Genomic DNA, 23,389 nt, shown 5'->3' with positions numbered 1-23,389 from the left:
GCCCCTCCTCCTCCGACTGAGGACAGGCTAACCAGTGCGGGGCGCGGACGGAAGACGTCTCGCGCGGCCGGTGCGCGGGAGGGCCCGCGGCAGGTGCCGCCTGCCCCACGTCCCCATCGCGGCCAGCACCGGGCCGAGCTCCTCGCCCGCGGCCGTCAGGTGGTACTCCTGGCGCCGCCGGGACCCGGGCTCGCGGTAGTCGACGCGCTCCACCGCCCCGACCGCGACCAGCTCGGCCAGGCGCCCGGCCAGCACGGTGCGCGAGATCCCGAGGTGCGCGACGAGGTCGTCGAAGCGGTGCAGGCCGTCGCCGAGGTCGCGCACGACGAGCACCGTCCACGAGTCGCGCAGCAGCGCCGACGTCCGGGCGATGGGGCAGCCGTCGTGCGCCACCCCGTCCGGACGACCCATCAGAGGTCCCGGATCTTCGGCAAGACGTCGTCGCCGATGCGCCGCATCGAGTCCAGGATCAGGCCGTGGTCGCCGACGATGTGCCGGACGAGCACGAAGTCGAACCCCAGCCCGTGGTACCAGCGCAGCCGGTCGACCACCGTCTCGGCGCTGCCCACCAGCGAGCTCTCCCGCTCCTGGCCGAAGCCGCGGTAGCCGGCGGCGAGCACCGGGCCGACGGCGGCCCACGCCTCCTCGTCCGTCGCGGCCACGAAGATGTCGCGCCGCAGGATCGCGTTCGGCGTGCGGCCGGACTCCGCGCAGGCCCGGCGGTACACCCCGAGCTGCTCGACCAGCAGCTCCGGTGACGTCCCGGGTGCGGTCTCCCACCCGTCGCCCAGGCGTCCGGCGCGCTCGATCGCGGCGCCCTTCTGCGCGGCGATCCAGATCGGCGTCGGCACCCGCGGGACCGGGTTGATCGAGGCGTTGTTCAGCGTCACGTACGGGCTGGAGTGCGTCACCGACTCGCCCGCGAGCAGCCGTCGGATGAGCTGGATCTGCTCCTCGGTGCGGCGGGCGCGGCTCGCCCGCGTGATGCCGAACGCCTCGAAGTGCGCCGACACGTCGCCGTTGCCCAGGACGAGCGTGAGCGGCTCCGGCGCGAACGCCGCGAGGGTGCCGACCTGCTCCGCCGCGATGACGGGGTGGTGGAACGGGGCCAGGTAGAGCAGGCCGACGGGCATGTCCCCGGTGACCGCGAGCATCCGCGCCAGCGTGGGCGTGGGCGCGAAGGCGTTGGAGAACGACGAGGTGTGGCTGTCGCCGACGAGCAGGAAGTCGAAGCCGGCCTCCGATGCGGTCCCGGCCAGCTCGAGCAGGTTCGCGGCCTGCTGCCGGACGTCCTGCGTGCCGAGCGGGATGTCGCTGAACTCGCCCCGCACCACGACGTGGTCGTGGTAGGCGCGCATCGAGTGGGGACCGGACGGATAGACGAAACGGAGCGAGGTTCCGAGCCGCATTGCAGGTCTCCTCGGAGTGGGGGAGTGCGTCAGGGGCGACGCAGGCGTCGGTGAGTTGTAACACGAACCTCTACTGGTCAAAAGCTTTCACACCTGTCTGGCGGAGTCAGTTGTAACAAGCTACTCGCGCTGTTAGTGTTCCGCGCCACAGCCGCTGACCGAGTCCGGACGCGGCGTCGAGAACCCCATCCGCGCGCCCCGTCCGGGGCCGCGCACGTCCACCGGGAGGTCCCATGTCCGGATCGTCAGCACCAGCGGCGGGAGCCGCTGCGAGCCCGTCGAGCGCCGAGCTCAGGCGGGTGCGCTTCACGACCCTGATGGCGCAGTCGACCGAGTGGTACGACTTCTTCCTCTACACGACCGCCGCGGCGATCGTGTTCCCCGCGGTCTTCTTCTCCGCGGACTTCAGCCCGCTGGCCGCCACCCTCTCCTCGTTCGCGACGGTCGCGGTCGGCTTCATCGTCCGGCCGCTGGGCGGGGCGCTGTTCGGGCACTTCGGCGACCGCCGGGGACGCAAGCCCGCGCTGGTCGTCGCGCTGCTGCTGATGGCGGTCGCGACGCTGCTCATCGCCGTGCTGCCCGGCTTCGCCACCCTCGGCCTCGCCGCGCCGGTCCTGCTCACGCTGCTGCGCGTGCTGCAGGGCCTGGCACTGGGCGGGCAGTGGGGCGGGGCGGTCCTGCTCGCCACCGAGTACGCGCCGCCGGGCAAGCGCGGGGCCTACGGCGCCTGGGCCCAGGTCGGCCTGCCGGTCGGGCTCGGCCTGTCCAGCGCCACGTTCCTCGTCGTGGTCAACCTGGTCGGCGGGCCGGCGTTCCTGGCCTACGGCTGGCGCATCCCGTTCGTCATCGGCGGCCTGCTCGTGCTCGTCGCGCTGGCCATGCAGCTGCGGCTGCACGAGACCCCGGCGTTCCGCGACATCGCGAACCGGACGACCTCGGTGCCCCGCTCTCCCGTCGTCGAGGTCATCCGCAAGCACCCCGGGCGCATCCTCGTCACCATCGGCGTGTTCCTCGTGGTCGGCGGCTCCTTCTACGTCTTCACCACCGGCACCCTGGCCTACGCCACCGGCACCCTCGGCATCCCGCGCGAGACCATGCTGGTCATCATCATCATCGGGGCGGCGGCCATGGCCGCGCTGGTCTTCCCGGCGTCGTCGTGGAGCGACCGGTACGGCCGGCGCCGCGTGTTCGGCACCGGCGTCGTCCTCACGCTGCTGTGGCTGCTGCCGTTCGCCGCGCTCGTCGCCAGCGGCGACCCCCTGCTGGTCGGCACGGGCGTCGTGGTCGCCATGGGGATCGGCGGCATCATGTACGGCCCGACGGCGGCCCTGTTCAGCGAGTCGTTCCCGGTGCACCTGCGCTACAGCGGGGCGTCACTGGGCTACCAGCTGTCCAACGTGGTCGGCGGCGGGTTCGCCCCGCTCATCATGACCTCGCTGCTCGCGTCGACGGGCTCGCTGCTGTCGGTCGTGGTCTACGTGACGGTCATGGGCGTGATCACGCTGGTGTCGCTGCGCCTGCTCGGCGCGCCCGACGAGGAGGGGACGACGGCGGCGCCCGGCGCGGTCCCGGCGGTGGCCACGTGAGCGAGCGCTACCCGCACCTGTTCACCCCGCTCGAGCTCGGTCCGTTCACGCTGCCCAACCGGATCGTCATGGGCTCGATGCACACCGGCCTGGAGGACGACCCCGCGGACGCGCCGCGGCTGGCCGCCTACTTCGCCGAGCGCGCCCGGGCCGGCGTCGCCCTGATGGTCACCGGCGGCTACGCGCCGCACGCGAACGGCGTGCTCGACGAGGGCGGCTCGCTCCTCGACGACCCGTCGCAGCTGCCGGCCCACCGGATCGTCACCGACGCGGTGCACGAGGCGGGCGGCCGGATCGCGCTGCAGGTGCTGCACGCGGGGCGCTACTCCAAGCAGCCCGGCCTGGTGGCGCCCTCGGCGATCCGCGCGCCGATCAACACGTACGTGCCCCGGCCGCTGGAGGAGCACGAGATCCGGGAGCTGGTCGACAGCTACGGGCGCTGCGCGGCGCTGGCCCGCGCGGGCGGCTACGACGGCATCGAGATCATGGGGTCCGAGGGCTACCTCATCAACACCTTCCTCGCCCCGCGCACCAACCACCGCGAGGACGAGTGGGGCGGCACGCCGGAGAACCGGCGCCGCTTCGCCGTCGAGGTGGTGGAGGCCTCCCGCGCCGCCGTGGGCGAGGACTTCCTCATCGTCTACCGCCTCTCCATGGCCGACCTGGTGGAGGGCGGCCAGAGCTGGGAGGAGGTCGTCGCGCTCGGCAAGGAGGTCGAGGCGGCGGGCGCCGACCTCATCAACACCGGGATCGGGTGGCACGAGGCGCGCGTCCCCACGATCGCGACCTCGGTGCCGCGCGCGGCGTTCACGTCGGTCACGGCGATGCTGCGCCCGGCCGTCGGCATCCCGGTGATCACGTCGAACCGGATCAACATGCCGGAGGTGGCGGAGGAGGTGCTGGCCCGCGGCGACGCCGACATGGTGTCGATGGCGCGGCCGTTCCTCGCCGACCCGGAGTGGATCAGCAAGGCCGCCGCCGACCGGGCCGACGAGATCAACACCTGCATCGGGTGCAACCAGGCCTGCCTGGACCACGTCTTCTCCGGGCGCCCGATGAGCTGCCTGGTCAACCCGCGGGCCGGGCGCGAGACCGAGCTCGTCCTGGGCCCGGCGCCGGCGCGGCGCCGCGTCGCCGTGGTGGGGGCGGGCCCGGCGGGGCTCGCCGCGGCGGTCACGGCGGCCGAGCGCGGGCACGCGGTCGAGCTGTTCGAGGCGAACGACGACATCGGCGGCCAGTTCGCCATCGCGCGGCGCATCCCGGGCAAGGAGGAGTTCGCCGAGACGATCCGCTACTACGCCCGCCGCCTGGAGCTCACCGGCGTCACCGTGCACCTGGGCGAGCGGGTCACGGCGCGGCGCATCCTCGACGGCGGCTTCGACGAGGTCGTGCTCGCGACGGGGGTGGAGCCGCGGATGCCCGACATCCCGGGCATCGACCACCCCATGGTCGTCAGCTACGCCGAGGCGGTGCTGGGCGCGCCGGTGGGGGAGCGGGTCGCGGTGATCGGCGCAGGCGGGATCGGCGTCGACGTCAGCGAGTTCCTCACCCACACGACCTCGCCGACGACCGACCTCGCGGCCTGGCGCCGCGAGTGGGGCGTCACGCAGCCGGACCTGGCCGCGGGGGCGCTCGTGGCGCCGGAGCCGGAAAGCTCGCCGCGGCAGGTCTACCTGCTGCAGCGCACGCCCGGGCGGATCGGGTCCCGGCTCGGGCTGACCACCGGGTGGGTGCACCGGGCCGCGCTCGCGGCCAAGGGCGTCGAGCAGATCGCCGGGGTCGGCTACGTCCGGATCGACGACGCCGGTCTGCACCTGACCGTCGACGGCGACGACGGGCCGGGCGCGCGGGTGCTGGCCGTCGACACGGTCGTGGTGTGCGCGGGGCAGGAGCCCGTGCGCGACCTGCTCGACGCGCTGCGGGACGCCGGGGCCTCGGTGCACGTCATCGGCGGGGCCGACGTGGCCGCCGAGCTCGACGCGAAACGGGCCATCGACCAGGGCACGCGCGTCGCGGCTGCGCTGTGACCTGCGACCGTGGACCGGGCTGAGCTGCTCAGTCTCGGATCTCTACCCGCTATCATCGCGCCATGAGGCGAACATCCTTCGCGAACTGGCCCTGCTCCATCGCCCGCGCGATGGACCTGCTGGGGGACTGGTGGACCCCGCTGGTCCTGCGCGAGGCGTTCTACGGCATCCAGCGGTTCGACGACTTCCACAAGGGTCTGAACATCGCGCGCAACACCCTCGCCGACCGGCTCAAGACGCTGGTCGCCGAGGGACTGATGGAGAAGCGGGCCTACCAGGCCGACCCGGTGCGCTACGACTACGTGCTCACCCGCAAGGGCCGGGAGTTCTTCCCCGTGCTGATGGCGCTGCAGAAGTGGGGCGACGAGTGGCTGTCGGAGGAGGCGGGTCCGCCGATCCTCCTGCGCCACGAGCGCTGCGGCCACGACGCCGTCGCCGAGGTGGTCTGCAGCAGCTGCCACGAGCCGATGACGTCGGGCGACACCACGCTGCACATCGGGCCGGGCTACCCCGAGCGGCTCACGCACCGCGAGGACGTCAAGCAGCGCTTCGGCCTCTGAGGCGGCAGCGGCACCGGCCGGGCGGGGGATCCTCCCCGTCCGGCCGGTCCTCTGCGTTGACAGGTCAGTTCAAATGAGCAACTCTATCGGCGAGCAGGCAGGCGAACACAGGAGGCGACGTCATGGAGTGGACCGGTGCGACCTACGCGGACATCCCCACGGTCGAGGTGGACACGTGGGTCGCCGCGGCCCCCGAGGTGGTGTGGGCGACCGTCGCGGACCCGACCCTGATGCCGTCGATGAGCGAGGAGCTGCAGTCCGTCGAGTGGCTCGACGGGCACGCCCGCCCCGCGGTCGGCGCGAAGTTCCGCGGCTCCAGCAAGCACCCCGCGCTCGGCGAGTGGTCGACGGTCTCGGAGATCGTCGAGTGCGCCGAGCCGAAGGTGTTCGCCTGGGCGGTCGAGGACGTCGAGCACCCGACCGCGGTGTGGCGCTACACCCTCGAGCCCGAGGGGGAGGGCACGCGCCTGCGGCAGTGGATGCAGATGGGGCCGGGCCGCTCGGGCCTGAGCCTCGCCATCGACGAGATGCCCGACAAGGAGCAGAAGATCGTCTTCGTGCGGATGCGCGAGTTCGAGAAGAACATGGCCACCTCGCTCGCCGGCATCAAGGCCCGCGTCGAGGCCGCTTCCACTCCCGCGACCGGAGCCTGAGGTGCGCACCGCGACCACCGTCGAGGCGTCCGGGCGGGCGACCTGGCAGGAGACGCTCGACTTCGTCGTCGAGGCCGAGAAGCTCGGTCTCGACATCTGCTGGGTCGCCGAGGCCTGGGGCTCCGACGCCCCGTCGACGCTGGGCTTCCTCGCCGGCCGCACGCAGAGCATGCTGCTGGGCTCGGGGATCATGCAGGTCGGCGTCCGCACCGCGGTCGCCGTCGCCCAGGCCGCGGCCACGCTCAACGAGATGTCCGACGGCCGCTTCCTGCTGGGGCTGGGCCCGTCGGGCCCGCAGGTCATCGAGGGCCTGCACGGCGTGCCGTTCGCCCGGCCGATGACGCGCACGCGCGAGACGATCGAGATCGTCCGGCAGGCCCTGCGCGGGGAGAAGGTCAGCTTCTCCGGGCGGACGATGGCGGTCCCCCTGCCCGACGGCGAGGGCCGGCCGATGCGGCTGTCGAGCGCCCCGCAGCCCGACCTCCCGATCTTCCTGGCCACGATGTCGCCGAAGATGCTGGAGCTCACCGGGGAGCTGGCCGACGGCTGGCTCGGCACGAGCTTCGTCCCCGAGGGCTCCGCCGCCTACTTCACCCACCTCGACGCCGGGCTCGCGAAGGCCGGGCGCACGCGCAAGGACCTCGACGTCTGCCAGGGCGCGGAGGTCGCGTTCGCCGCCGACGAGGACGCGCTGCGCGCGATGGTGGCCACGCGCAAGAAGGAGCTCGCCTTCAGCCTCGGGGGCATGGGCTCGGCCACCACGAACTACTACAACGACGCCTACAGCCGCCAGGGCTGGGCCGACGTCGCCGCGGCCGTGCGGGAGCGCTGGCAGGGCGGCGACCGCGACGGCGCCGCCGGGCTCGTCACCGACGAGATGGTGCTGGGCACCACGCTGATCGGCACCGAGGACATGGTCCGCACCCGGCTGGGCGTCTGGCGCGACGCGGGCGTCGACGTCGTCCGGCTCTACCCGGCGGGGGAGACCCTCGACGAGCGCCTGACCACGCTCGGCCGGGCCCTGGACCTGGTCCGGGAGGTGGGCTGAGCCATGGGCGAGTGGCACACGACGGCGTGCAGCCTCTGCTACGTGAACTGCGGGCTGGAGGTGCAGCTCGACGGGCGCGCGATCACGCGGGTCCGGGGCGACAAGGCGCACCCGCGCTCGCGCGGCTACCTGTGCCAGAAGGCGCAGCGGCTGACCTGGCTGGGGAACCACGGCGACCGGCTCGACTCCCCGCTGCGCCGCGGTCCCGACGGCACCTACGAGCGCGTCGACTGGCCCACCGCGCTGTCGGAGATCGCGGAGCGGCTCACGGCGGTGCGTGACGCCGACGCGGCCGCGGGCCGTCCCGGCTCGTTCGCCTACGTCGGCGGCGGCGGGCAGGGCAACCACTCCGGCGGGGCCTACGGCTCGGCGCTGATGAGGTGGATGCGCTCGGACCGCGTGTTCAACGCGCTGTCGCAGGAGAAGACCGGCGACTTCCACGTCAACGGCGAGATGTTCGGCTCGGAGAGCTGCCACACCGCCGAGGGCGTCGAGGACTGCGACCTGCTGCTGGTCATCGGCTGCAACCCGTGGATGGCGCACGGGTTCCCCAACGCCCGCACCGTGCTCAACACGCTGCGCAACGACCCCGACCGCCGCATGATCGTGATCGACCCGCGGCGCACCGAGACCGCCGACGCCGCCGACCTGCACCTGCCGGTGCGCCCCGGCACCGACGCCTACCTGCTCGCGGCGATGATCGCGATGATCCTGGAGCGCGACGGGCAGGACGACGCGTTCCTCGCCGAGCGCACCGACGGCTTCGCCGAGGTCGCCGCGGTGTTCGCACGCGTGCCCGTCGACGCGTTCGTGGCGCACACCGGGCTCGGGCGCGCCGACGTCGAGCGGGCCGTCGACATGGTCCTGGCCGCCCGCGCGATGACCGTGCGGGTCGAGCTGGGCGTCCAGCAGGGCCGCAACTCGACGCTGAACAGCTACCTGGAGAAGCTGCTGTTCCTGCTCACCGGCAACTTCGGCCGCCGGGGCACCAACAACCTGCACACCTGGCTCGCGCCGCTGTGGGGCAACAGCACCGGCGGGCGCCGGTCGGAGGTCACCGGCTACCGCTACATCGGCGGGCTGCTGCCGGCCAGCACGCTGGCCGAGGAGGTGCTGAGCGAGCACCCGCACCGCGCGCGGGTCGTGTGGGTCGAGTCGGCCAACCCGGCCAACACCTACGGAAACTCCGCGGAGGTGGAGGAGGCGCTGCGGGCGGCCGAGCTGTCGGTGGTGGTCGACGTGGCGTTCACCGAGTCGGCCGCGCAGGCCGACTACGTCCTGCCGGCCGCGGCGCAGCACGAGAAGTGGGAGTTCACGCTCTTCACGTTCGAGTGGCCGCACAACGTCTTCCACGTCCGCCGCCCGCTGCTCGACCCGCTGCCCGGCACGCTCGTCGAGGCCGAGATCTACGCGCGGCTGTTCGAGGAGCTGGGGGTGCTGCCCGGGCCGGAGGTGCTCGCCGAGCTGACGGAGGTCGCGCGCACCGACCGCGGGCGGCTGCTCGCCGCGGCCGGCGCGGTGATGGCCACCCACCCGGGCCTGTCCGAGATCGCGCCGGTGCTGCTCTACCGCACCCTCGGCGCGACCCTGCCCGACGGCGCCGCCGCGATGGCCCCGCTGTGGGCGGCGAGCCACCGGGCGGCGAGGACCATGCCGCGGGCGGTCCGCCGCGGCCTGGACGTCGACCTCGACGGGCCCGCGCTCGGCGAGGAGCTCTTCCGCCGCATCCTGACCGACCCCAGCGGCACCGTCTTCTCCGCGCACGAGTGGGACGAGGTGTGGGAGCTGGTGCGGCGCGAGCGCGTCCGGCTCGACCTCCCCGAGCTGCTGGACTGGCTCGGGCGGCTCGACCCCGCGGCCGACGCGCCCGACCCCGAGTACCCGTTCTCCCTGGTCAACGGGCAGCGCCGGACGCACAACGCCAACCAGATCCTGCGGGCGCCCGCCTGGCGGCGCAGCGACCCGGACGGCGCGCTGCGCGTGCGCGAGGAGGACCTCGCCGCCGTCGGCGCCGCCGCGGGGGACTGGGTGGCCGTCGTGACGGCGGCCGGCCGGATCGTCGTGCGGGCCGAGCCCGACGAGCGGATGCGCCCGATGCAGGTGTCGCTGCCGCACGGCTACGGCATGTCCTACCCGGACGGGCACGGGGGCCGGGTCGTCGACGGGCCGCGGATCAACTTGATCACGATCGCGGCCGACCGCGACCCGATCGCCGGCACCCCGCACCACAAGGACGTCAAGGTGCGCCTGGAGCCGGCCACCGCGGACGAGTGCGCCGCGGCGGAGAGCGCCCGGGCGCGCGTCCGGGAGGCGGTGGCGGCGGGGGCCTGACGCGGCGCCCGCTCCTCAGGGAGCGAGCACGTGCCCGGCCAGGGCGTCGAGCACCCGGGCCGGCGGACCGAACACCGTCCGCCGCGCCCGGGCCCGGCGCACCAGCACGTGCGAGGTCTGCTCCCAGGTGAAGCCGATGCCGCCGTGCACCTGCAGGCCGTCGCGGGCCGCGGCGTGGGCGCTCTCCATCGCGGCCACGAGCGCGGTGCGGGCGGCGGCGTCGGCACTCCGGTCGGACCTGCCGAGGTCGAGCAGCAGCGCTGCGTCGCGGACGAGCAGGCGCGCCGCGTCGAGGTCGACGAACCGGTCGGCCAGCAGGTGCTTGAGGGCCTGGAACGACCCGATCGGCCGTCCGAACTGGGTGCGCACCTGCGCGTGGGCGACGGCGTCGTCGAGCGCGCGGCGCGCCGTACCCACGAGCTCGGCGGCGGCGAGGACGAGCAGGCGGGCGACGGGCAGCCCGGCGTCCAGGCCCCCGTCGTCCAGCACGAGCTCCGGCGCGACCCCGTCCACCCGCACCGCCGCCACCGGCTCCCCGAGGTCCAGGGCCGGGACCGCCGTGCGGGTGACGCCGTCGGCGCGCAGGTCGAGCAGCACCGCGACCGGCGCGCCGTCGCGGCTGGCGCAGGCCAGGGCCAGGTCGCCGTCGGCCCCGAACGGCACGGCGGCGAGCTGACCCCGCACGGTGCCGTCGGCGAGCGCCAGCGCACCGGCCCGGGCCTGCGGCACGACCGCGGCGGGGAACGTCTCCCAGGCCGGGGTGACCACGAGCGTCCCGGCGACCACGGCGTCCAGCACGCCGCGCGCGTCGGGTGCGTGGGCCAGCACCGAGGTGACGACGGCCGTGCCCAGCGCGGGGACCGCGGCCACCGCGGCGCCGGCCTCCTCCAGCAGCACGCACAGGTCCTGCACCCCGCCGCCGGACCCGCCGGAGGCCTCGGGCACGCCGAGTCCGAGCAGGTCCATCCCGGCGAGCGCGGCCCACAGGTCGGCGTCGAGCGCGACGGGCAGCGCGTCGTGGCGCGGCGGCACCGGGCGGCGCGCGGTCGCGTCGGCGAAGGCCCGCCGGACGGCGTCGGCCAGCGCGGCCTGCTCCTCGGTGGGCGTCCCGTAGGGCGGGTGGTCGTGTGGTGCGAGGTCCTGCGTCACGGGCGCTCCCGGCGTGTGTCCGACGTCGCGATGGAGCATTGACCATTGAGTCCGAATACGCAACTCTAGTGCTCCAGGCAGTCAACCAGCGTCGGAGGCAGCGGTGACGGAACGACGGGACTTCCGCGACGAGGTCCGGGCGTTCGTCGCCGAGCTCGTCCCCGCGGGGTGGCGCGGGATCGGCGAGCTCGACGGCGCGGCGCACGCGGAGTTCCGCGACCGGGCCCGCAAGGAGCTCGCCCGCCGCGGCTGGGTGGCGCCCGCGTGGCCGCAGCGCTACGGCGGCGCCGGGCTCGGCCCGGCCGAGCTGGTGGTGCTCGTCGAGGAGCTCACCGGGGCCGGGGTCCCGTTCGGCTCGGACAACGACGCCTTCGGGATCAGCATGCTGGGCAACACGATGCTGCGCTGGTCGCCGCCCGCACTGCTCGAGCGGTTCCTGCCCCGGATCGTCTCCGGCGAGTACGTCTTCGCCCAGGGCTTCTCCGAGCCCGGCGCCGGCTCCGACCTCGCCGCCCTCGCCCTGCGCGCGGTGCGCGAGGGCGACCGGTGGGTGCTGCACGGGCAGAAGCTGTGGTCGTCGGGCGCGCACCGGGCCAACTGGATGTTCGTCCTCGCCCGCACCGACCCCGCCGCCCCGGCGCACCGGGGGATCAGCATGCTGCTGGTCCCGCTGGACCAGCCCGGCGTCGAGGTCCGCCCGATCCGCAACATCACCGGCGACAGCGACTTCAACGAGGTCTTCTTCGACGGCGCGACGACCGGGGCCGACCTGGTGGTCGGCGAGCTCAACCAGGGCTGGACGGTCGCGATGACGCTGCTCGGGTTCGAGCGCGGTGAGACCGCCCTGCACGCCCCGATCCGCTTCCGCAACGAGCTGCGCCGCCTCGTCGAGCTGGTTCGCGAGCGCGGCCTGGGCGCCGACCCGGACGTGCGCCTGCGGCTGGCCCGCTGCCACGTGCAGGTCGAGCAGCTGCGCTGCCACGGGCTGCGCACCGCGGCCCGCCTCGTCGCCGGGCAGGAGCCGGGGCCGGACGCGGCGGCGTTCAAGCTGCTGTGGAGCGAGTACCACCGGGTCGTCACCGAGCTCGCGGTCGACGTGCTCGGGCTCGACGCCCTCGTCCCGTCGGGTCGGCCCTCGCCGAACTGGTTCCACACCGACGACCCCGGCGCGCCGAACTCCAGCGCGTCCTGGACGAGCGTCTGGCTCAACGCCCGCGCGGGCACGATCTACGCCGGATCGTCGCAGGTCCAGCGCGGGATCGTCGGCGAGATGCTGCTCGGCCTGCCCAAGGAACCGCGCCCGGCACGGCGCTGACCACCCGTGCGCCGGAGCACCGACCCCGTCCACCCCGACCGCCGTCCACCCGGACAGGAGCACCGATGATCGTGCGCAGTGCCTACCCCGACCCCGTCGTCCCCGACGTGTCGCTGACCGAGTTCCTGTTCGGCGACCTCGACCCCGCCGACGCCGACCGGCCCGCGGTCCTCGACGCCGCGACCGGCCGCGGCTACACCTACGGGGAGCTGGTGGCGGTCATCGGGCGGGTCGCCGCCGGGCTGGCCGAGCGCGGCGTGGGCCCCGGCGACGTCGTCGGCCTCTACGCGCCGAACAGCCCGGAGTACCCGGTGGCGTTCTACGGCGTGCTGGCCGCGGGCGGGGTGGTCTCGCCCGCCAACGCGATGTACACCGCCCGCGAGCTCGCCCACCAGCTGCGCGACTCCGCCGCGACGGTGCTCGTCACCTCCGAGCAGGGCCTGCCGTGCGCGCGGGAGGCCGCCGCCGCGTCCGGGGTGCGGTTCCTGGTCGTGCTGGGCCGCGCAGAGGGCTCCACCGGTACGGACGGGTCCACCGGCCCGCTCCCCGAGGTCGCCCTCGACGAGCTGACGGCCACGACGGCCCCCGCGCCCGACCCCGGCACCGGGCCCGGCGACCTGGCCGTGCTGCCCTACTCGTCGGGCACGACCGGCCTGCCCAAGGGCGTCATGCTCACCCACCGCAACGTGGTGGCGAACCTGTTCCAGATGCGCCCGCTGGGCCGCGTCGGGCCGGACTCGGCGCTGCTGGCCGTGCTGCCGCTGTCGCACATCTACGCGATGACCGGGATCATGAACTCCGGCCTGTGGCTGCGCGCCCGGGTCGTCACGATGGGGCGCTTCGAGCTCGCCGGGTTCCTGTCGGCGATCGAGCGCCACCGCATCGACCACCTCTACATCGCCCCGCCGATCGCCGTCGCGCTGGCGAAGAGCCCGCTGGTCGACGAGCACGACCTCCGCAGCGTCGCGATCATCTGCTCCGCGGCGGCGCCGCTGGACGCCGACCTCGGCCGGGCCGTCGCCGCGCGGCTGGACGCCGCGATGCTGCAGGGCTACGGGCTCACCGAGTCCAGCCCCTGCACGCACGGCATCCCGCAGGACCGCCCCGACGTCGACGTGGGCTCGATCGGGGTGCTCATGGCCGGTGTGGAGGCGCGCGTCGTCGACCCGGGCACCGGCGAGGACGTCGCCCCGGGGGAGCGCGGGGAGCTGTGGTGCCGCGGCCCGAACATCATGCGGGGCTACCTCAACAACCCGGGCGCCACGGCCGCGGCCGTCGACGAGGACGGGTTCCTGCACACCGGCGACCTCGTCGAGCTGCGCGGCGACGTGTTCCACGTCGTCGACCGGCTCAAGGAGCTGATCAAGTACAAGGGCTACCAGATCGCGCCGGCGGAGCTGGAGGCCGTGCTGCTCGGGATCGACGCCGTGGCCGACGCCGCCGTGATCGGTGTCGTCGACGGCCTGGGCGACGAGGTGCCCAAGGCGTTCGTCGTGCGCCGGGACGGCCACGGCGACCTCGGCGCCGACGAGGTGATGGCGCTGGTCGCGCAGCGGGTCGCGCCCTACAAGAAGGTGCGGCGGGTGGAGTTCCTCGACGCGATCCCCAAGTCGCCGTCGGGGAAGATCCTGCGCAAGGCGCTGCGCGACCGGGAGCGGGAGCGCGACCGGGAGCGCGCCGCCGCGGTGGCGCCGGCATGACGGCCGCGGCCGGCCCGGCGGGCACCCGCCTGCTGAGCACCATGCAGGACTTCCCGCTCACGGTGTCGGCGATGCTGCGGCACGCGCGCGACGTGCACCCCGACGCGCCGGTGCTGACCTGCCGCGACGGCGTCGTCGTCGACCGGTCGACGCTCGGGGCGACGGTGGAGCGGGCCACCCGGCTCGCCGCGGGCCTCGCCGCCACCGGCGTCGCGCCGGGCGACCGCGTCGCGAGCCTGTGCTGGAACCACCGCACCCACCTCGAGGTCTTCTTCGCGGTGCCGGCGATGGGCGCGGCGCTGCACCTGGTGAACGCGCGGCTGTCCGACGACCAGCTGGTGTTCGTCGTCAACGACGCCGCCGACACGGTGCTGATCGCCGATCCCGACCTCCTGGAGCGGGTCCGCCCGCTGCTGCCGCGGATGCCCCTCCTGCGCACGGTCGTGGTGGTCGGCGAGGCGGTCGAGCCGGGGGAGCTGTCCTACGAGGAGCTGCTCGCACCGCCCGGGACGGAGGTCGACTGGCCCGAGCTCGGCGAGCGGGCGCCGGCCGGGATCAGCTACACGACCGGCACGACGGGCCTGCCCAAGGGCGTGGTCTACAGCCACCGCTCGATCTGGCTCAACGCGCTGACGATCAGCGGCGGGCCCGCGATGGCGCTGTCGGACCGCGACCTGGTCCTGCAGGTCACGCCGATGTTCCACGTCAACGGCTGGGGCCTGCCGCACGCCGCCGCGCTCACCGGCGCCGGGCTCGTCCTGCCCGGGCGCACGGTGAGCCCGCCCGCCCTGGCCGCCGCGGTGGCCGCGACCCGGCCGACCGTCGCGGTCGGGGTGCCGCTGATCTGGTCGCAGCTCGCGCGCGAGCCCGGCGTCGACCTCGCGTCGCTGCGCCTGGTCGTGTCGGCCGGGTCCTCGGTGCCGCCCGCGCTCATCGAGCGGTACGCCACGGAGTTCGGCGTGGAGCTGGTGCAGGGCTGGGGGATGACCGAGACGAGCCCGTGGGGCGGCGTCGCGCGGGCGCCCGGGGCCGAGCTCGACGACCCCTCGACGCCGTGGCGCCACTGGTCGGGCCGGCTGCTGCCCGGCGTGGAGATGCGGGCGGTGTCGCCCGAGGGCGAGGTCGTGGCGCGCGACGGCGTGGCCGTCGGGGAGCTGGAGGTCCGCGGCCCGTGGGTCACCGGCTCCTACCTCGGACTGCAGGGGGAGGACGCCGACCAGCGGTTCTCCCCGGACGGCTGGCTGCGCACCGGCGACGTCGGCGTCATCAACCGCACCGGCTTCTTCAAGATCACCGACCGGGCCAAGGACGTCATCAAGTCGGGCGGGGAGTGGATCGCCTCGGCCGCGCTGGAGGACCTGCTGGTGGCCCACCCCGACGTCGTCGAGGCGGCGGTGATCGGCGTGCCGGACCCGCGCTGGGACGAGCGCCCGCTCGCCGTCGTCGTCACCCGGACCGGGGCCGACGCGGCCGCCCTGCGCGACTTCCTGTTCGAGCGGGTGCCCCGCTGGTGGGTGCCCGAGCGCTGGGCGTTCGTCACCGAGCTGCCCCGCACCAGCGTGGGCAAGCTCGACAAGCGGACGCTGCGCCGCCGCCACGCCGACGGCGGCGCGCTCGAGGTGGTGGACCTGAGCGGCGCCTGACCGCCCTACGCGGCGGTCAGGGCGTCGGTCAGCAGCGCGACCAGCGCGGCGTGCTGCACGTCGGTCGACGAGCCGACCTCCTCCTCGGAACCGTCGAGGGCCTGGGCCGCGAGCCCGGCCTTGCTGTCGATCAGCTCGGCGATGCGGGCGTCGATCGTCTGCGCGGCGATGATCCGCCACGCGGTGACCGGCTCGGCCTGGCCGATCCGGTGGCTGCGGTCGATGGCCTGGGTCTGCTCGGCGGCGGTCCAGGACAGCTCCGCGAGGACGATGTTCGACGCCACCTGCAGGTTGATCCCGACGCCGGCCGCGGTGAGGGAGCAGACCGCGACGGCGACGCCCGGGTCCTCGACGAACGCGTCGATGTTGCGCTGGCGCACCGTCGGCGTCTGGTCGCCGCGGATCGAGGAGTACCGGATGCCGCGCTCGGCGAACAGCTCCTCGGCGGCGTCCATGACGTCGACGTGCTTGGCGAAGAAGACGACCTTGCCCGCGCTGTGCGCGAGCTGCGCGGCGTAGTCGGCGGCGAGCCCGGCCTTGGCCTGGCCGATCCGGCGCATCATGCCGAACACGTTGTCGCCCGACCCCGCCTCGGCGGCGTCCTTCTGCTCCCACCGGGCCACGCGGCGCACGAGCTCGTGGTCGATGCCCTCGACCACGGGGCCGGAGCGCCGGTTGGCGATGGCGTCGGAGTAGCGGGCCACCATGCGGCGGGCGAGGTCGCGCTCGGCCGCCCGGATCGAGCGGCCGGCGGCGCCGTCCAGCTCGACGGGGAGGTCGGCGACGCGGCGCGCCGGGATGTCGGCGGCCACGTCGACCTTGCGGCGCCGGACGATGCCGAGGTCGACCACGGACGTGCGGGCCGCGGTGTAGAAGCCCGGGTCGGCGGGGTTGAGGCCGGTGGCGGCGAGGGAGTCCATCAGCTCGGCGCGCGGCGTGGTGGCGTCGATCCAGCCGAGGAACTGCCAGATGGCGAGGAAGTCCTCGATGTCGTTGATCAGCGGGGTGCCGGTGAGCGCCATCAGCAGCGGGCGCGCGGTGAACGACCGGATGCGGTCCGACAGCTCCAGGACGTGCCTCGACCGCTGCGAGGTCTTGTTCTTGATGAAGTGCGCCTCGTCGACGACCATCCCGCGGAAGCCGAAGTCGCCGAGCCAGCCGACGTGGCGGTCGAGCACCTCGTAGTTGACGACGACGATGTCGGCGAAGCCGTCGACGGCGTCGCCGTTGCCGTGGATCGCGGTGGCCCGGCGGTGCGGCGTCCACAGCCCGGCCTCGCGCACCCAGTTGGTCTTGACGACGTTGGGCACGACGACGAGCAGCGGGTAGGCGTTCGCGGCCTCGGCGGCGAGCAGCGCCTGGGCCGTCTTGCCCAGCCCGGGCTCGTCGGCGAGCAGGAAGGTGCGGTGCCCCTGGGCGGCCGCGGAGACCAGCCGCGCCTGGTGGGGCATGAGCTCGCGCCCGCCCGGGATCGTGCGGCGCGACGGCTCGGGCAGCGTCATGGACGTGGACGCCGAGGGCGCGGCGCGCTCGAAGGACCGCAGCAGCGGGCCGAGCAGCTCCCAGCCGGCCAGCGGCGTCGCGCGGGGGGCGCTGGGCCGGGCGGCGGCGAAGTCGGGCGCGAGGAAGGGGTTGGCCAGCTGGCGCGAGACGACCGACTGCGGCACCACCCGCGGCTTGGCGGGGGCGGCCGGGGCCTCCTCCACGGGCGGGGCCTCGGCGGTGCCGGTCTCGAAGGCCGGCTCGATGCCCGCGGTCCGCAGGACGTCGCGCCGCAGCGAGCGGGCCTCGTCGGAGACGACGGCGTCCTCGGCGAGCAGGGCCAGCAGCCCCGGGTCGCGGACCGCGGCCATCGCGAGGCTCGTCGCGATCGCGTCGAGGCGCTTGAGCTGCTCGGCGCGCTGCGCGGCGGTGCCGGCGCCGTCGGACTGCACGCGGGTGCGCTCGTCGCGCAGCAGCAGCGCGACCGCCTGGAACTTGGTGCGCGTCGCGGACGTCGTGCGGCCCCCGCGCAGCGCGGCCTCGATCTCGCGCACGGCGCGCGCGAGTGCCGACATGACGTCGTCGCCGCCGTCGCGGGGCCGTCGTCGGTCGCGCGGGGCGCTGCGGCGAGCCCCGTTCCGGGGCTGGCCTCGTCGAGCCACGAACTCGTCCTCCTCGGTGCCGGCGGGGCCCGTCCGGGTCCCACCGCGCGCAGTGCCGCCGCGGGGAGTGCCGCCGGAGGAGCCGGATCGGCTCCTGCGCGACGGGACCCGGCCACGGATCGTCGGAGACCACCGCCGCGCAGGCCCGGCGCCGCCTGGGTGGAGAGGAGGGGCGGGCCACCGGCCGCGACACCCACCGGGGTGGGCCGGCCGTGCCGGACGAAACAGGGCCCCACGGGGGCGATCTCGTCGCCATCCTACCCGGCCACGGGCCCGGTGCGGCCCCCCGCCGCGCCGCGCCCGTGACGGACGGCACTCAGACCGGGTCGGGGAACATCCGCGTGGTGGTCTCCGCGTCCCCGCCGGGCACCCGGTCGACGCCCACCATCCGGTCGACGACCATGTTCTGGAAGCGGTGCAGCGGCTCCTCGAAGCGGTAGCACATGCGGCCGCCGCGGTAGGCGGGGTTCGCGATGCCCTCCTGGACGCGCTCGACGACCTCCAGGTCCTGCCGGTTCACCAGGTCCCAGAACTCCGCGAGCCGGTCGAGGTCCTGCTGGGCGCCGGGGGACTCCAGCGCCGCGGGGTGGGTGAGCAGGACCGCGGTCTCCACCGTGCGGTCCGCCGCGACCGGGCGGTTGAGCAGCACGAACGCGTGGTTGGGCAGCACCACCAGCGCGCAGCTGGGGAACAGCCAGACGAAGCGGCCGCTGGCGGCGTCGTCGGGGCCGAGGGTGTCGAGCGCGGCGAGGCCGTCCCAGCCGCCGTCCTCGGAGCGCGACACCGGCGTCGTGCACATCCCCGTGTACATGCCGGGCCCCTGCCAGCGGTAGTGGTCGGAGAACTTCGACACCCTGCTCAGCTCCGGGTGCACCCAGGGCAGGTGGTAGTACTCCATGAAGTTCTCGGCGATCAGCTTGTGGTTGGCGGCCACGTCGTAGGTGCGGCGGCGCTGCGGGGTCCACCGGTGCAGGCCGTGGTCGGCGAAGCGCTGCGGCAGGTCGCCCAGGTGCTCGGCCAGCGGCGCGGGGTCCCCGCCCAGGTGCACGAACAGCAGGAACCCCCAGGTGTCGACGGCGACGGGGAGCAGGCCGTGGTCGGCGCGGTCGAACGCGGTCGCGCCGGAGGTGTCGAAGACCGGCTGCTGCCCGTCGGGCACGCCGGAGTCCTCGAACAGCGGCGTGCCCAGGCACGAGCCGTCGGAGTCGTAGGTCCAGCTGTGGTACGGGCAGCGGATGCGCCCGCGCCTGCCGAGCTCGCGGGCGTCCGCGTCGAGCAGGCGGGCGGCGCGGTGGCGGCAGACGTTGTGGAACGCGCGCAGCCCGCCGCTGCGGTCGCGCGTCACGATCACCGAGCGGCCCGCCACGTCGACGACGACGCACGCCCCCGGCCGGTCGACGTCGGCGGCGATCCCGACCGGCACCCACCCGGCGGCGAACACCCGCTCCCGCTCGAGGGCGAAGAACTCCGGTGAGGTGTACGCGTCCGGGAGCAGCGTCGAGGCCCGGTCCACCGGCAGCCGGGTGTGGCGGTAGGTGGACTCCTCGGTGAACAGCGCCGCGGGGACCGGGCGGGCGGGGAGGTCGTCGTAGGCGGTCATCGGGTCGGTCCTCCGGGGATCAGGTGTGGAAGCTGCGCGGGAACGCCGGGTCGGTCAGCGCCGGGCGGTCGACCGCGAACGCCCCGATCGGCAGGTCCGGCGTGCGGTCCGACGCCAGGTCGGTGAGCAGCCGCCCGATCAGCGCGGCGAACTTGAACGCGTGCCCGGCCCCGATCGCGACCACGACCTGCGGGGCCCCGGGCAGGGTGTCGAGCACGAAGTCCTGGTCCGGGGGCACCGTGTAGAGGCAGGTCCTCGAGTACAGCTCGGGGCCGCGGAAGCGCGGGACGTGGCGGGCGAGGAACTCGTCGTATCGGGCGCGGCGGACGGGGTCGGGATCGAAGGAGCGGTCGTCGGCGGTGGTCTCGTCGCCGCCCATGTGCTGCCCGAGCTTCGTGGCGACCTCGCCGTAGACGGGGAAGCCGTAGAAGTTGTGGCGGCCGTGCCACATGAACACCGGGAACCGCGACGGCGAGAACTCCGCGAGGTGCGGTGTCGCGTAGTAGGTGACCTGCTCGCGCAGCACGGTCAGCGGCAACCGGACGCCGGTCGCGGCGAGGACCTGGTTGGTCCAGGCGTCGGCGGTGACGACGACCCGGTCGGCGCGCAGCACCTCCCCGTCGGTGACGACCGCGACGCCGTCGCCGTCGGGCCGGACCTCGCGCACCGGCGTGTGCGTGCGGACCTCCGCGCCGTGCGCGCGGGCCAGCGCGACGTGCACGGCGTTGGCGCGCGCGGCGTCGACGATGCCGGAGTCCTGCTGGTAGAGGGCCTGCTCGCCGCCGTCGACGCGGAACTGGGGCCAGCGGGCGACGAGCTCGTCGGCGTCCAGGAGCTCGTAGCCGACGCCGAAGCGGTCGAACAGCGCGGTGTAGCCCTCGATGTTGCGGGTGCCGGTCGCGGTGCCGCGCCGGGCCGCCCGGTCCTCGACGACCAGCCCGCCGGTGCGGGTCAGCAGCCGCTGGCCGGACTCCTCCTCGACCTCCGCCCACGCCGCGTAGGCCGGCGCGGCCAGCGCCGCGTACTGCTCCTGGTGCTGGGCGAGCCGGATGATCCGCGAGTGGTCCTGGGAGGCGCCGCGGTGGTGGCCGAGCTCGAACTGCTCGATGCCCAGGACGCCGGACCCCTGTTCGGTGGCGAGCCGGTGCAGCGCCGCCGACCCCAGGCCGCCGAGGCCGACGACGACGGTGCGGTAGGTCATGGGCGCCAGTGTCGGCAGCCGCGACGGTCCGCGTCCATCGAAGGATCCAGGCCGGAACCGTGTACGTTCCTCGGATGATCGACCGACGCCTCCGGGTGCTGCAGGCGATCGCGCGCCACGGGACGGTCACCGCGGCGGCGCAGGTCTGCCGGATGACGCCGTCCGCGGCGTCGCACCAGGTGCAGCAGCTCGCGCGGGAGCTCGGGGTCGTGCTGCTCGAACCCGACGGGCGCCGCGTCCGGCTGACCCCGGCCGCCCGGATCGTCCTGGCGCACGGGGAGGTCCTGACGGCGCAGTGGGAGCGGGCCCGCGCCGAGCTGGGCGCGCACCGGCCGGGGGGCGTCACCGGGACGCTGCGGTTCTGCGCCTTCTCCACCGCGGCCGCCGCGGTCGTGCCCCCGACCCTCGCCCTGCTCCGCCGCTCGCACCCCACCCTGCGGCTGCACCTGCGCGAGGCCGAGCCCGCCCGCGCGTTCGACCTGCTCGCCGCGGGCGACACCGACATCGTCGTGGTCGTCGCGACGGCGGCCATCCCTCCCGTCACCGATCCCGCGGTCGACCAGCGCGTCCTCTACGACGAGCCGCTCGACGTGCTCGTCGGGCCGGACCACCCGCTCGTCGGCCGCACCGACGTGGCGCTGGCCGACCTCGCCGCCGACCCCTGGATCTGCGGCAGCCCCGGCACGGCGTACCACCAGCTCGTGACGCTGGCCTGCTCCGGCGCGGGCTTCGCCCCCGACGTCGCCCACCACGCCGACGAGTGGGACACCGGCGCCGCCCTGGTCGCGCACGGCTTCGGCGTCGCGCTGGTGCCCCGCCTGGCCGACCTCCCCGCCCGCCACGACACCCGCCGCCTGCGGATCGCGGCCCCACCGGTGCGCCGGGCCGTCGCGGCGGTGCGCGCGGGGGCGCAGGACCAGCCGGTGCTGGGCGCCGGGCTGGAGGCGCTGCGGAGCGTGGCCGACGCGCTGGCGCCGCGGTTGGGGACGGTCTGACGCCGTCCGTGCCGGTGGAGCCGGGCGTCAGCGGCGCAGCCGGTGGAACTGCAGCACCATCTGCATCTCCAGCGCGCCGCGGGGCTCGCGCCAGCTGCGCCCGCCGAGCACCTGGTCGATCCGGTCGAGGCGCTGGTAGACGGTGTTGATGTGGACGCCGAGCTCGCGGGCGGTGTCCGGCGGGCTCTGGCCGGCGGCGAAGTAGCGGTCGAGCGTGGGGACCAGCGCGGTGCCGTGGCGGTCGTCGTAGGCCAGCAGCGGGCCGAGGGTGCGGTCGAGCAGGCGCTGCACCTGCGCGGGCGTGGTGTCCTCCAGCACCCTCCCGACCACCCCCAGCTCGGCGATGTCGGAGCCCTCGCCCTCGCGGCCGAGCGCGAGGAGCAGGCGGTGGCAGCGGGCGGCGCCGCGGTGCAGGGCGCGCACCCCGTCGACGGTGGAGGCGGAGCCCGCGGCACCCGCCGTGACCGGGCTGCCGGTGGCGCCGCGCACGTGGTCGACCGCGGCGCGGGCGAGCGCACCGGCGTCCGGGTCGGGCACCAGCGCCACCACCTGCCCGGCGTGCTCCCCGACCACGCCGCCCCGGGCCGTCGCGAACTCGACGGCGGCCGCGAGCAGGCGGCGGCGGGGGAGCGCCGCCGCGGTGAGGACGACGACCGAGTGCGGGTGGTCCAGGTCCAGCACGCCCAGGCGCCGCGCCCGGCGCCGGAACGCGGCGGGATCGGCGGCGCGGCCCGCGAGGAGGTCCTCGACCAGCTCGGCGTGCAGCTCCTGCGCGACGATCGAGCTCTGGCGCTCCATGAGCAGCAGCAGCGCCGCGGTCTGGGCCGAGCGCTCCAGGGCGCGCACGTCGGCGTCGGTGATCGGGGTGCTGCGGGCGAGCAGCAGCCGGCCGAACGCGTCCTTGCCCGCGCGCACCGGGACCACGCGGACCTGCGCCCCGGCCGGCCGCGCGCCCCCGACGGGGCCGGGGAACCGCGGCGCTCCGGGCGTCGCGCCGTGGGCGAGCACACCGCCCGCGGGGTCGAGCAGGACGACGGTGCCGTCGAGCAGCTCCGCCAGCGTGTCGACCAGGTGCGGCAGGTCGACGCGTGTCAGCGCCATGGGCATCAGCTGCTCGTGGACCCGCGCCGCCCGCTCCAGGACCTCGCGCTGGGCGTGCAGCCGGGCGTTCGCCTCGCGCAGCTCGGCCGACGCCTCCTGCGCGCGCTCGTAGAGCCGCGCGTTCTCGATCACGACGGACGCGTGGGCGGCCAGCGAGGACAGCAGCGCGATCTCGCTCTGCCCGAAGGCGCGCTCGTGCCGCTCGGCGGCGAACAGGGCCCCGAACACCCGGGGACCGAGCTTGATCGGGACGCCGGCGATGGCGACGAGGCCCTCCAGCGCCACGGCGGAGGCGACGGGCCGCTCCCGCCGCAGCCGGGGGTCCGCGCAGTAGTTGGAGGTGGCGATCGGCTGGCCGGTCTCGATCACGTAGCCGCCGACGCCCGACCCGGGCCGCTGGCGGATCGACCTGATCGCCGCCGTCCGGGTGCCGGCGGTGACCCGCATGAGGGCGTCGCCGCTGGTGGGCTCGACCAGTGCGAGGTAGCTGCAGGCGCAGCCCAGCAGCCGCCGGACGCGGTCGACGATCGCGCTGAGGACGTCGTCCGTGCCGCGCAGCGACGTGAGGTCGCGCGCGGTCTCGTAGAGCACCTGCATCTCCTGCTCGCGCCGGGCGCGCCGGTCCAGCAGCGCCCGCACCCGCTGCGCGTCCCGCAGCGCGGCGCGCCGCAGTGCCGAGGCCCCGTCCCCGGAGGCCCCGTCCCCGGTGGCCCCGTCCCCGGTGGCCCCGTCCCCGGTGGCCCCGTCCCCGGTGGCCCCGTCCCTGGAGGCGGCGTCCCGCACCGCTTCGGCGAGCGTGCTCTCGGGCACGTCGTCGGCGAGCAGGTGCAGGATGCGCGACAGCTCACCGCCGGCCCCGTCGAGCCGTCCCGGTGCGTCGGTGGACAGCGACACCGGTGCCCCCTCCTGTGCGCGCCCGGCCGCCGC

General features: G+C 75.1%; 17 protein-coding genes. 10 read left to right on the top strand and 7 right to left on the bottom strand.

Features of this window, described 5'->3' with window-relative positions; translation table 11 throughout:
• Window positions 1-27 precede the first annotated feature (27 nt).
• Window positions 28-411, bottom strand: a complete 384-nt coding sequence (locus tag HOP40_RS31420; protein ID WP_172166209.1) for a winged helix-turn-helix transcriptional regulator — start codon at window positions 409-411, stop codon at window positions 28-30.
• On the bottom strand, window positions 411-1,358 hold the full coding sequence (locus HOP40_RS31415; RefSeq protein ID WP_172166206.1) for an LLM class flavin-dependent oxidoreductase: 948 nt from the start codon (window positions 1,356-1,358) through the stop codon (window positions 411-413). The genes HOP40_RS31420 and HOP40_RS31415 overlap by 1 nt, the downstream gene beginning before the upstream one ends.
• Before the next feature lie 350 nt (window positions 1,359-1,708).
• Here HOP40_RS31415 and HOP40_RS31410 point away from each other — a divergent pair, with 350 nt between their 5' ends.
• From HOP40_RS31410 to HOP40_RS31385, 6 genes are all read left to right on the top strand, one after another.
• Window positions 1,709-2,995 carry an MFS transporter gene (locus HOP40_RS31410; RefSeq protein WP_240157379.1) on the top strand — a complete coding sequence of 429 codons (1,287 nt, stop codon included), beginning with the start codon at window positions 1,709-1,711 and terminating at the stop codon, window positions 2,993-2,995.
• A complete protein-coding gene (locus HOP40_RS31405; RefSeq protein ID WP_172166200.1) occupies window positions 2,992-5,022 on the top strand; it encodes an NADPH-dependent 2,4-dienoyl-CoA reductase in 2,031 nt (676 codons plus the stop codon). The genes HOP40_RS31410 and HOP40_RS31405 overlap by 4 nt, the downstream gene beginning before the upstream one ends.
• Window positions 5,023-5,084: 62 nt before the next feature.
• Window positions 5,085-5,582 (top strand): winged helix-turn-helix transcriptional regulator, encoded by a 498-nt coding sequence (locus HOP40_RS31400; protein WP_172166197.1) that lies wholly within the window; start codon window positions 5,085-5,087, stop codon window positions 5,580-5,582.
• A 122-nt stretch (window positions 5,583-5,704) separates the two neighbouring features.
• Window positions 5,705-6,235, top strand: a complete 531-nt coding sequence (locus HOP40_RS31395) for an SRPBCC family protein (protein WP_172166194.1) — start codon at window positions 5,705-5,707, stop codon at window positions 6,233-6,235.
• A 1-nt stretch (window position 6,236) separates the two neighbouring features.
• On the top strand, window positions 6,237-7,283 hold the full coding sequence (locus HOP40_RS31390) for an LLM class flavin-dependent oxidoreductase (protein WP_172166191.1): 1,047 nt from the start codon (window positions 6,237-6,239) through the stop codon (window positions 7,281-7,283).
• A 3-nt stretch (window positions 7,284-7,286) separates the two neighbouring features.
• Complete coding sequence (locus HOP40_RS31385; protein WP_172166188.1) at window positions 7,287-9,614, top strand: molybdopterin-dependent oxidoreductase; 2,328 nt, start codon at window positions 7,287-7,289, stop codon at window positions 9,612-9,614.
• Window positions 9,615-9,629: 15 nt separating this feature from the next.
• On the opposite strand, the gene HOP40_RS31380 is transcribed toward HOP40_RS31385, so the two are convergent.
• Entirely contained in the window at window positions 9,630-10,763 is a 1,134-nt protein-coding gene (locus tag HOP40_RS31380; protein ID WP_172166185.1) for an acyl-CoA dehydrogenase family protein, read from the bottom strand.
• 103 nt (window positions 10,764-10,866) lie between these two features.
• Here HOP40_RS31380 and HOP40_RS31375 point away from each other — a divergent pair, with 103 nt between their 5' ends.
• The 3 genes from HOP40_RS31375 to HOP40_RS31365 all read left to right on the top strand — a co-directional run bounded on the left by HOP40_RS31375 (window position 10,867) and on the right by HOP40_RS31365 (window position 15,421).
• Window positions 10,867-12,078 (top strand): acyl-CoA dehydrogenase family protein, encoded by a 1,212-nt coding sequence (locus tag HOP40_RS31375; RefSeq protein WP_172166182.1) that lies wholly within the window; start codon window positions 10,867-10,869, stop codon window positions 12,076-12,078.
• Between the two features lie 65 nt (window positions 12,079-12,143).
• Window positions 12,144-13,778 carry an AMP-binding protein gene (locus tag HOP40_RS31370; protein ID WP_172166179.1) on the top strand — a complete coding sequence of 545 codons (1,635 nt, stop codon included), beginning with the start codon at window positions 12,144-12,146 and terminating at the stop codon, window positions 13,776-13,778.
• The gene (locus HOP40_RS31365; protein ID WP_240157378.1) at window positions 13,775-15,421 is read left to right on the top strand and encodes a long-chain-fatty-acid--CoA ligase; all 1,647 of its coding nucleotides are present in this window, start codon (window positions 13,775-13,777) and stop codon (window positions 15,419-15,421) included. Before HOP40_RS31370 ends, HOP40_RS31365 begins: the two co-directional genes overlap by 4 nt.
• A gap of 5 nt (window positions 15,422-15,426) precedes the next feature.
• Here the strand turns inward: HOP40_RS31365 and HOP40_RS31360 are convergent, their stop codons facing one another.
• The 3 genes from HOP40_RS31360 to solA all read right to left on the bottom strand — a co-directional run bounded on the left by HOP40_RS31360 (window position 15,427) and on the right by solA (window position 20,366).
• Window positions 15,427-17,478, bottom strand: coding sequence for a DEAD/DEAH box helicase (locus tag HOP40_RS31360; RefSeq protein ID WP_205346984.1), 2,052 nt, complete (start codon window positions 17,476-17,478; stop codon window positions 15,427-15,429).
• A 403-nt stretch (window positions 17,479-17,881) separates the two neighbouring features.
• The gene (locus HOP40_RS31355; RefSeq protein ID WP_172166173.1) at window positions 17,882-19,165 is read right to left on the bottom strand and encodes an aromatic ring-hydroxylating oxygenase subunit alpha; all 1,284 of its coding nucleotides are present in this window, start codon (window positions 19,163-19,165) and stop codon (window positions 17,882-17,884) included.
• A gap of 19 nt (window positions 19,166-19,184) precedes the next feature.
• Window positions 19,185-20,366, bottom strand: a complete 1,182-nt coding sequence (gene solA / locus HOP40_RS31350) for an N-methyl-L-tryptophan oxidase (RefSeq protein WP_172166170.1) — start codon at window positions 20,364-20,366, stop codon at window positions 19,185-19,187.
• A gap of 74 nt (window positions 20,367-20,440) precedes the next feature.
• On the opposite strand from solA, the gene HOP40_RS31345 reads away from it, so the two are divergent.
• The gene (locus tag HOP40_RS31345) at window positions 20,441-21,361 is read left to right on the top strand and encodes a LysR family transcriptional regulator (protein ID WP_172166167.1); all 921 of its coding nucleotides are present in this window, start codon (window positions 20,441-20,443) and stop codon (window positions 21,359-21,361) included.
• Window positions 21,362-21,388: 27 nt separating this feature from the next.
• Here the strand turns inward: HOP40_RS31345 and HOP40_RS31340 are convergent, their stop codons facing one another.
• Window positions 21,389-23,356 carry a helix-turn-helix domain-containing protein gene (locus tag HOP40_RS31340; RefSeq protein ID WP_172166165.1) on the bottom strand — a complete coding sequence of 656 codons (1,968 nt, stop codon included), beginning with the start codon at window positions 23,354-23,356 and terminating at the stop codon, window positions 21,389-21,391.
• Window positions 23,357-23,389: the final 33 nt, after the last annotated feature.

It is taken from the genome of Pseudonocardia broussonetiae, assembly GCF_013155125.1.
In the GTDB taxonomy this organism is placed as follows: Bacteria; Actinomycetota; Actinomycetes; order Mycobacteriales; family Pseudonocardiaceae; genus Pseudonocardia; species Pseudonocardia broussonetiae.
Note: the sequence above shows the minus strand (reverse complement) of the source record. Positions and strands in the feature narration are given on the sequence as shown.

Coding starts and splice junctions, on each gene's coding strand:
- HOP40_RS31420 (WP_172166209.1), bottom strand. CDS start 411: ATGGGTCGTCCGGACGGGGTGGCGCACGACGGCTGCCCCATCGCCCGG.
- HOP40_RS31415 (WP_172166206.1), bottom strand. CDS start 1,358: ATGCGCGCCTACCACGACCACGTCGTGGTGCGGGGCGAGTTCAGCGAC.
- HOP40_RS31400 (WP_172166197.1), top strand. CDS start 5,085: ATGAGGCGAACATCCTTCGCGAACTGGCCCTGCTCCATCGCCCGCGCG.
- HOP40_RS31395 (WP_172166194.1), top strand. CDS start 5,705: ATGGAGTGGACCGGTGCGACCTACGCGGACATCCCCACGGTCGAGGTG.
- HOP40_RS31385 (WP_172166188.1), top strand. CDS start 7,287: ATGGGCGAGTGGCACACGACGGCGTGCAGCCTCTGCTACGTGAACTGC.
- HOP40_RS31370 (WP_172166179.1), top strand. CDS start 12,144: ATGATCGTGCGCAGTGCCTACCCCGACCCCGTCGTCCCCGACGTGTCG.
- HOP40_RS31365 (WP_240157378.1), top strand. CDS start 13,775: ATGACGGCCGCGGCCGGCCCGGCGGGCACCCGCCTGCTGAGCACCATG.
- HOP40_RS31360 (WP_205346984.1), bottom strand. CDS start 17,478: ATGTCGGCACTCGCGCGCGCCGTGCGCGAGATCGAGGCCGCGCTGCGC.
- HOP40_RS31355 (WP_172166173.1), bottom strand. CDS start 19,165: ATGACCGCCTACGACGACCTCCCCGCCCGCCCGGTCCCCGCGGCGCTG.
- solA (WP_172166170.1), bottom strand. CDS start 20,366: ATGACCTACCGCACCGTCGTCGTCGGCCTCGGCGGCCTGGGGTCGGCG.
- HOP40_RS31345 (WP_172166167.1), top strand. CDS start 20,441: ATGATCGACCGACGCCTCCGGGTGCTGCAGGCGATCGCGCGCCACGGG.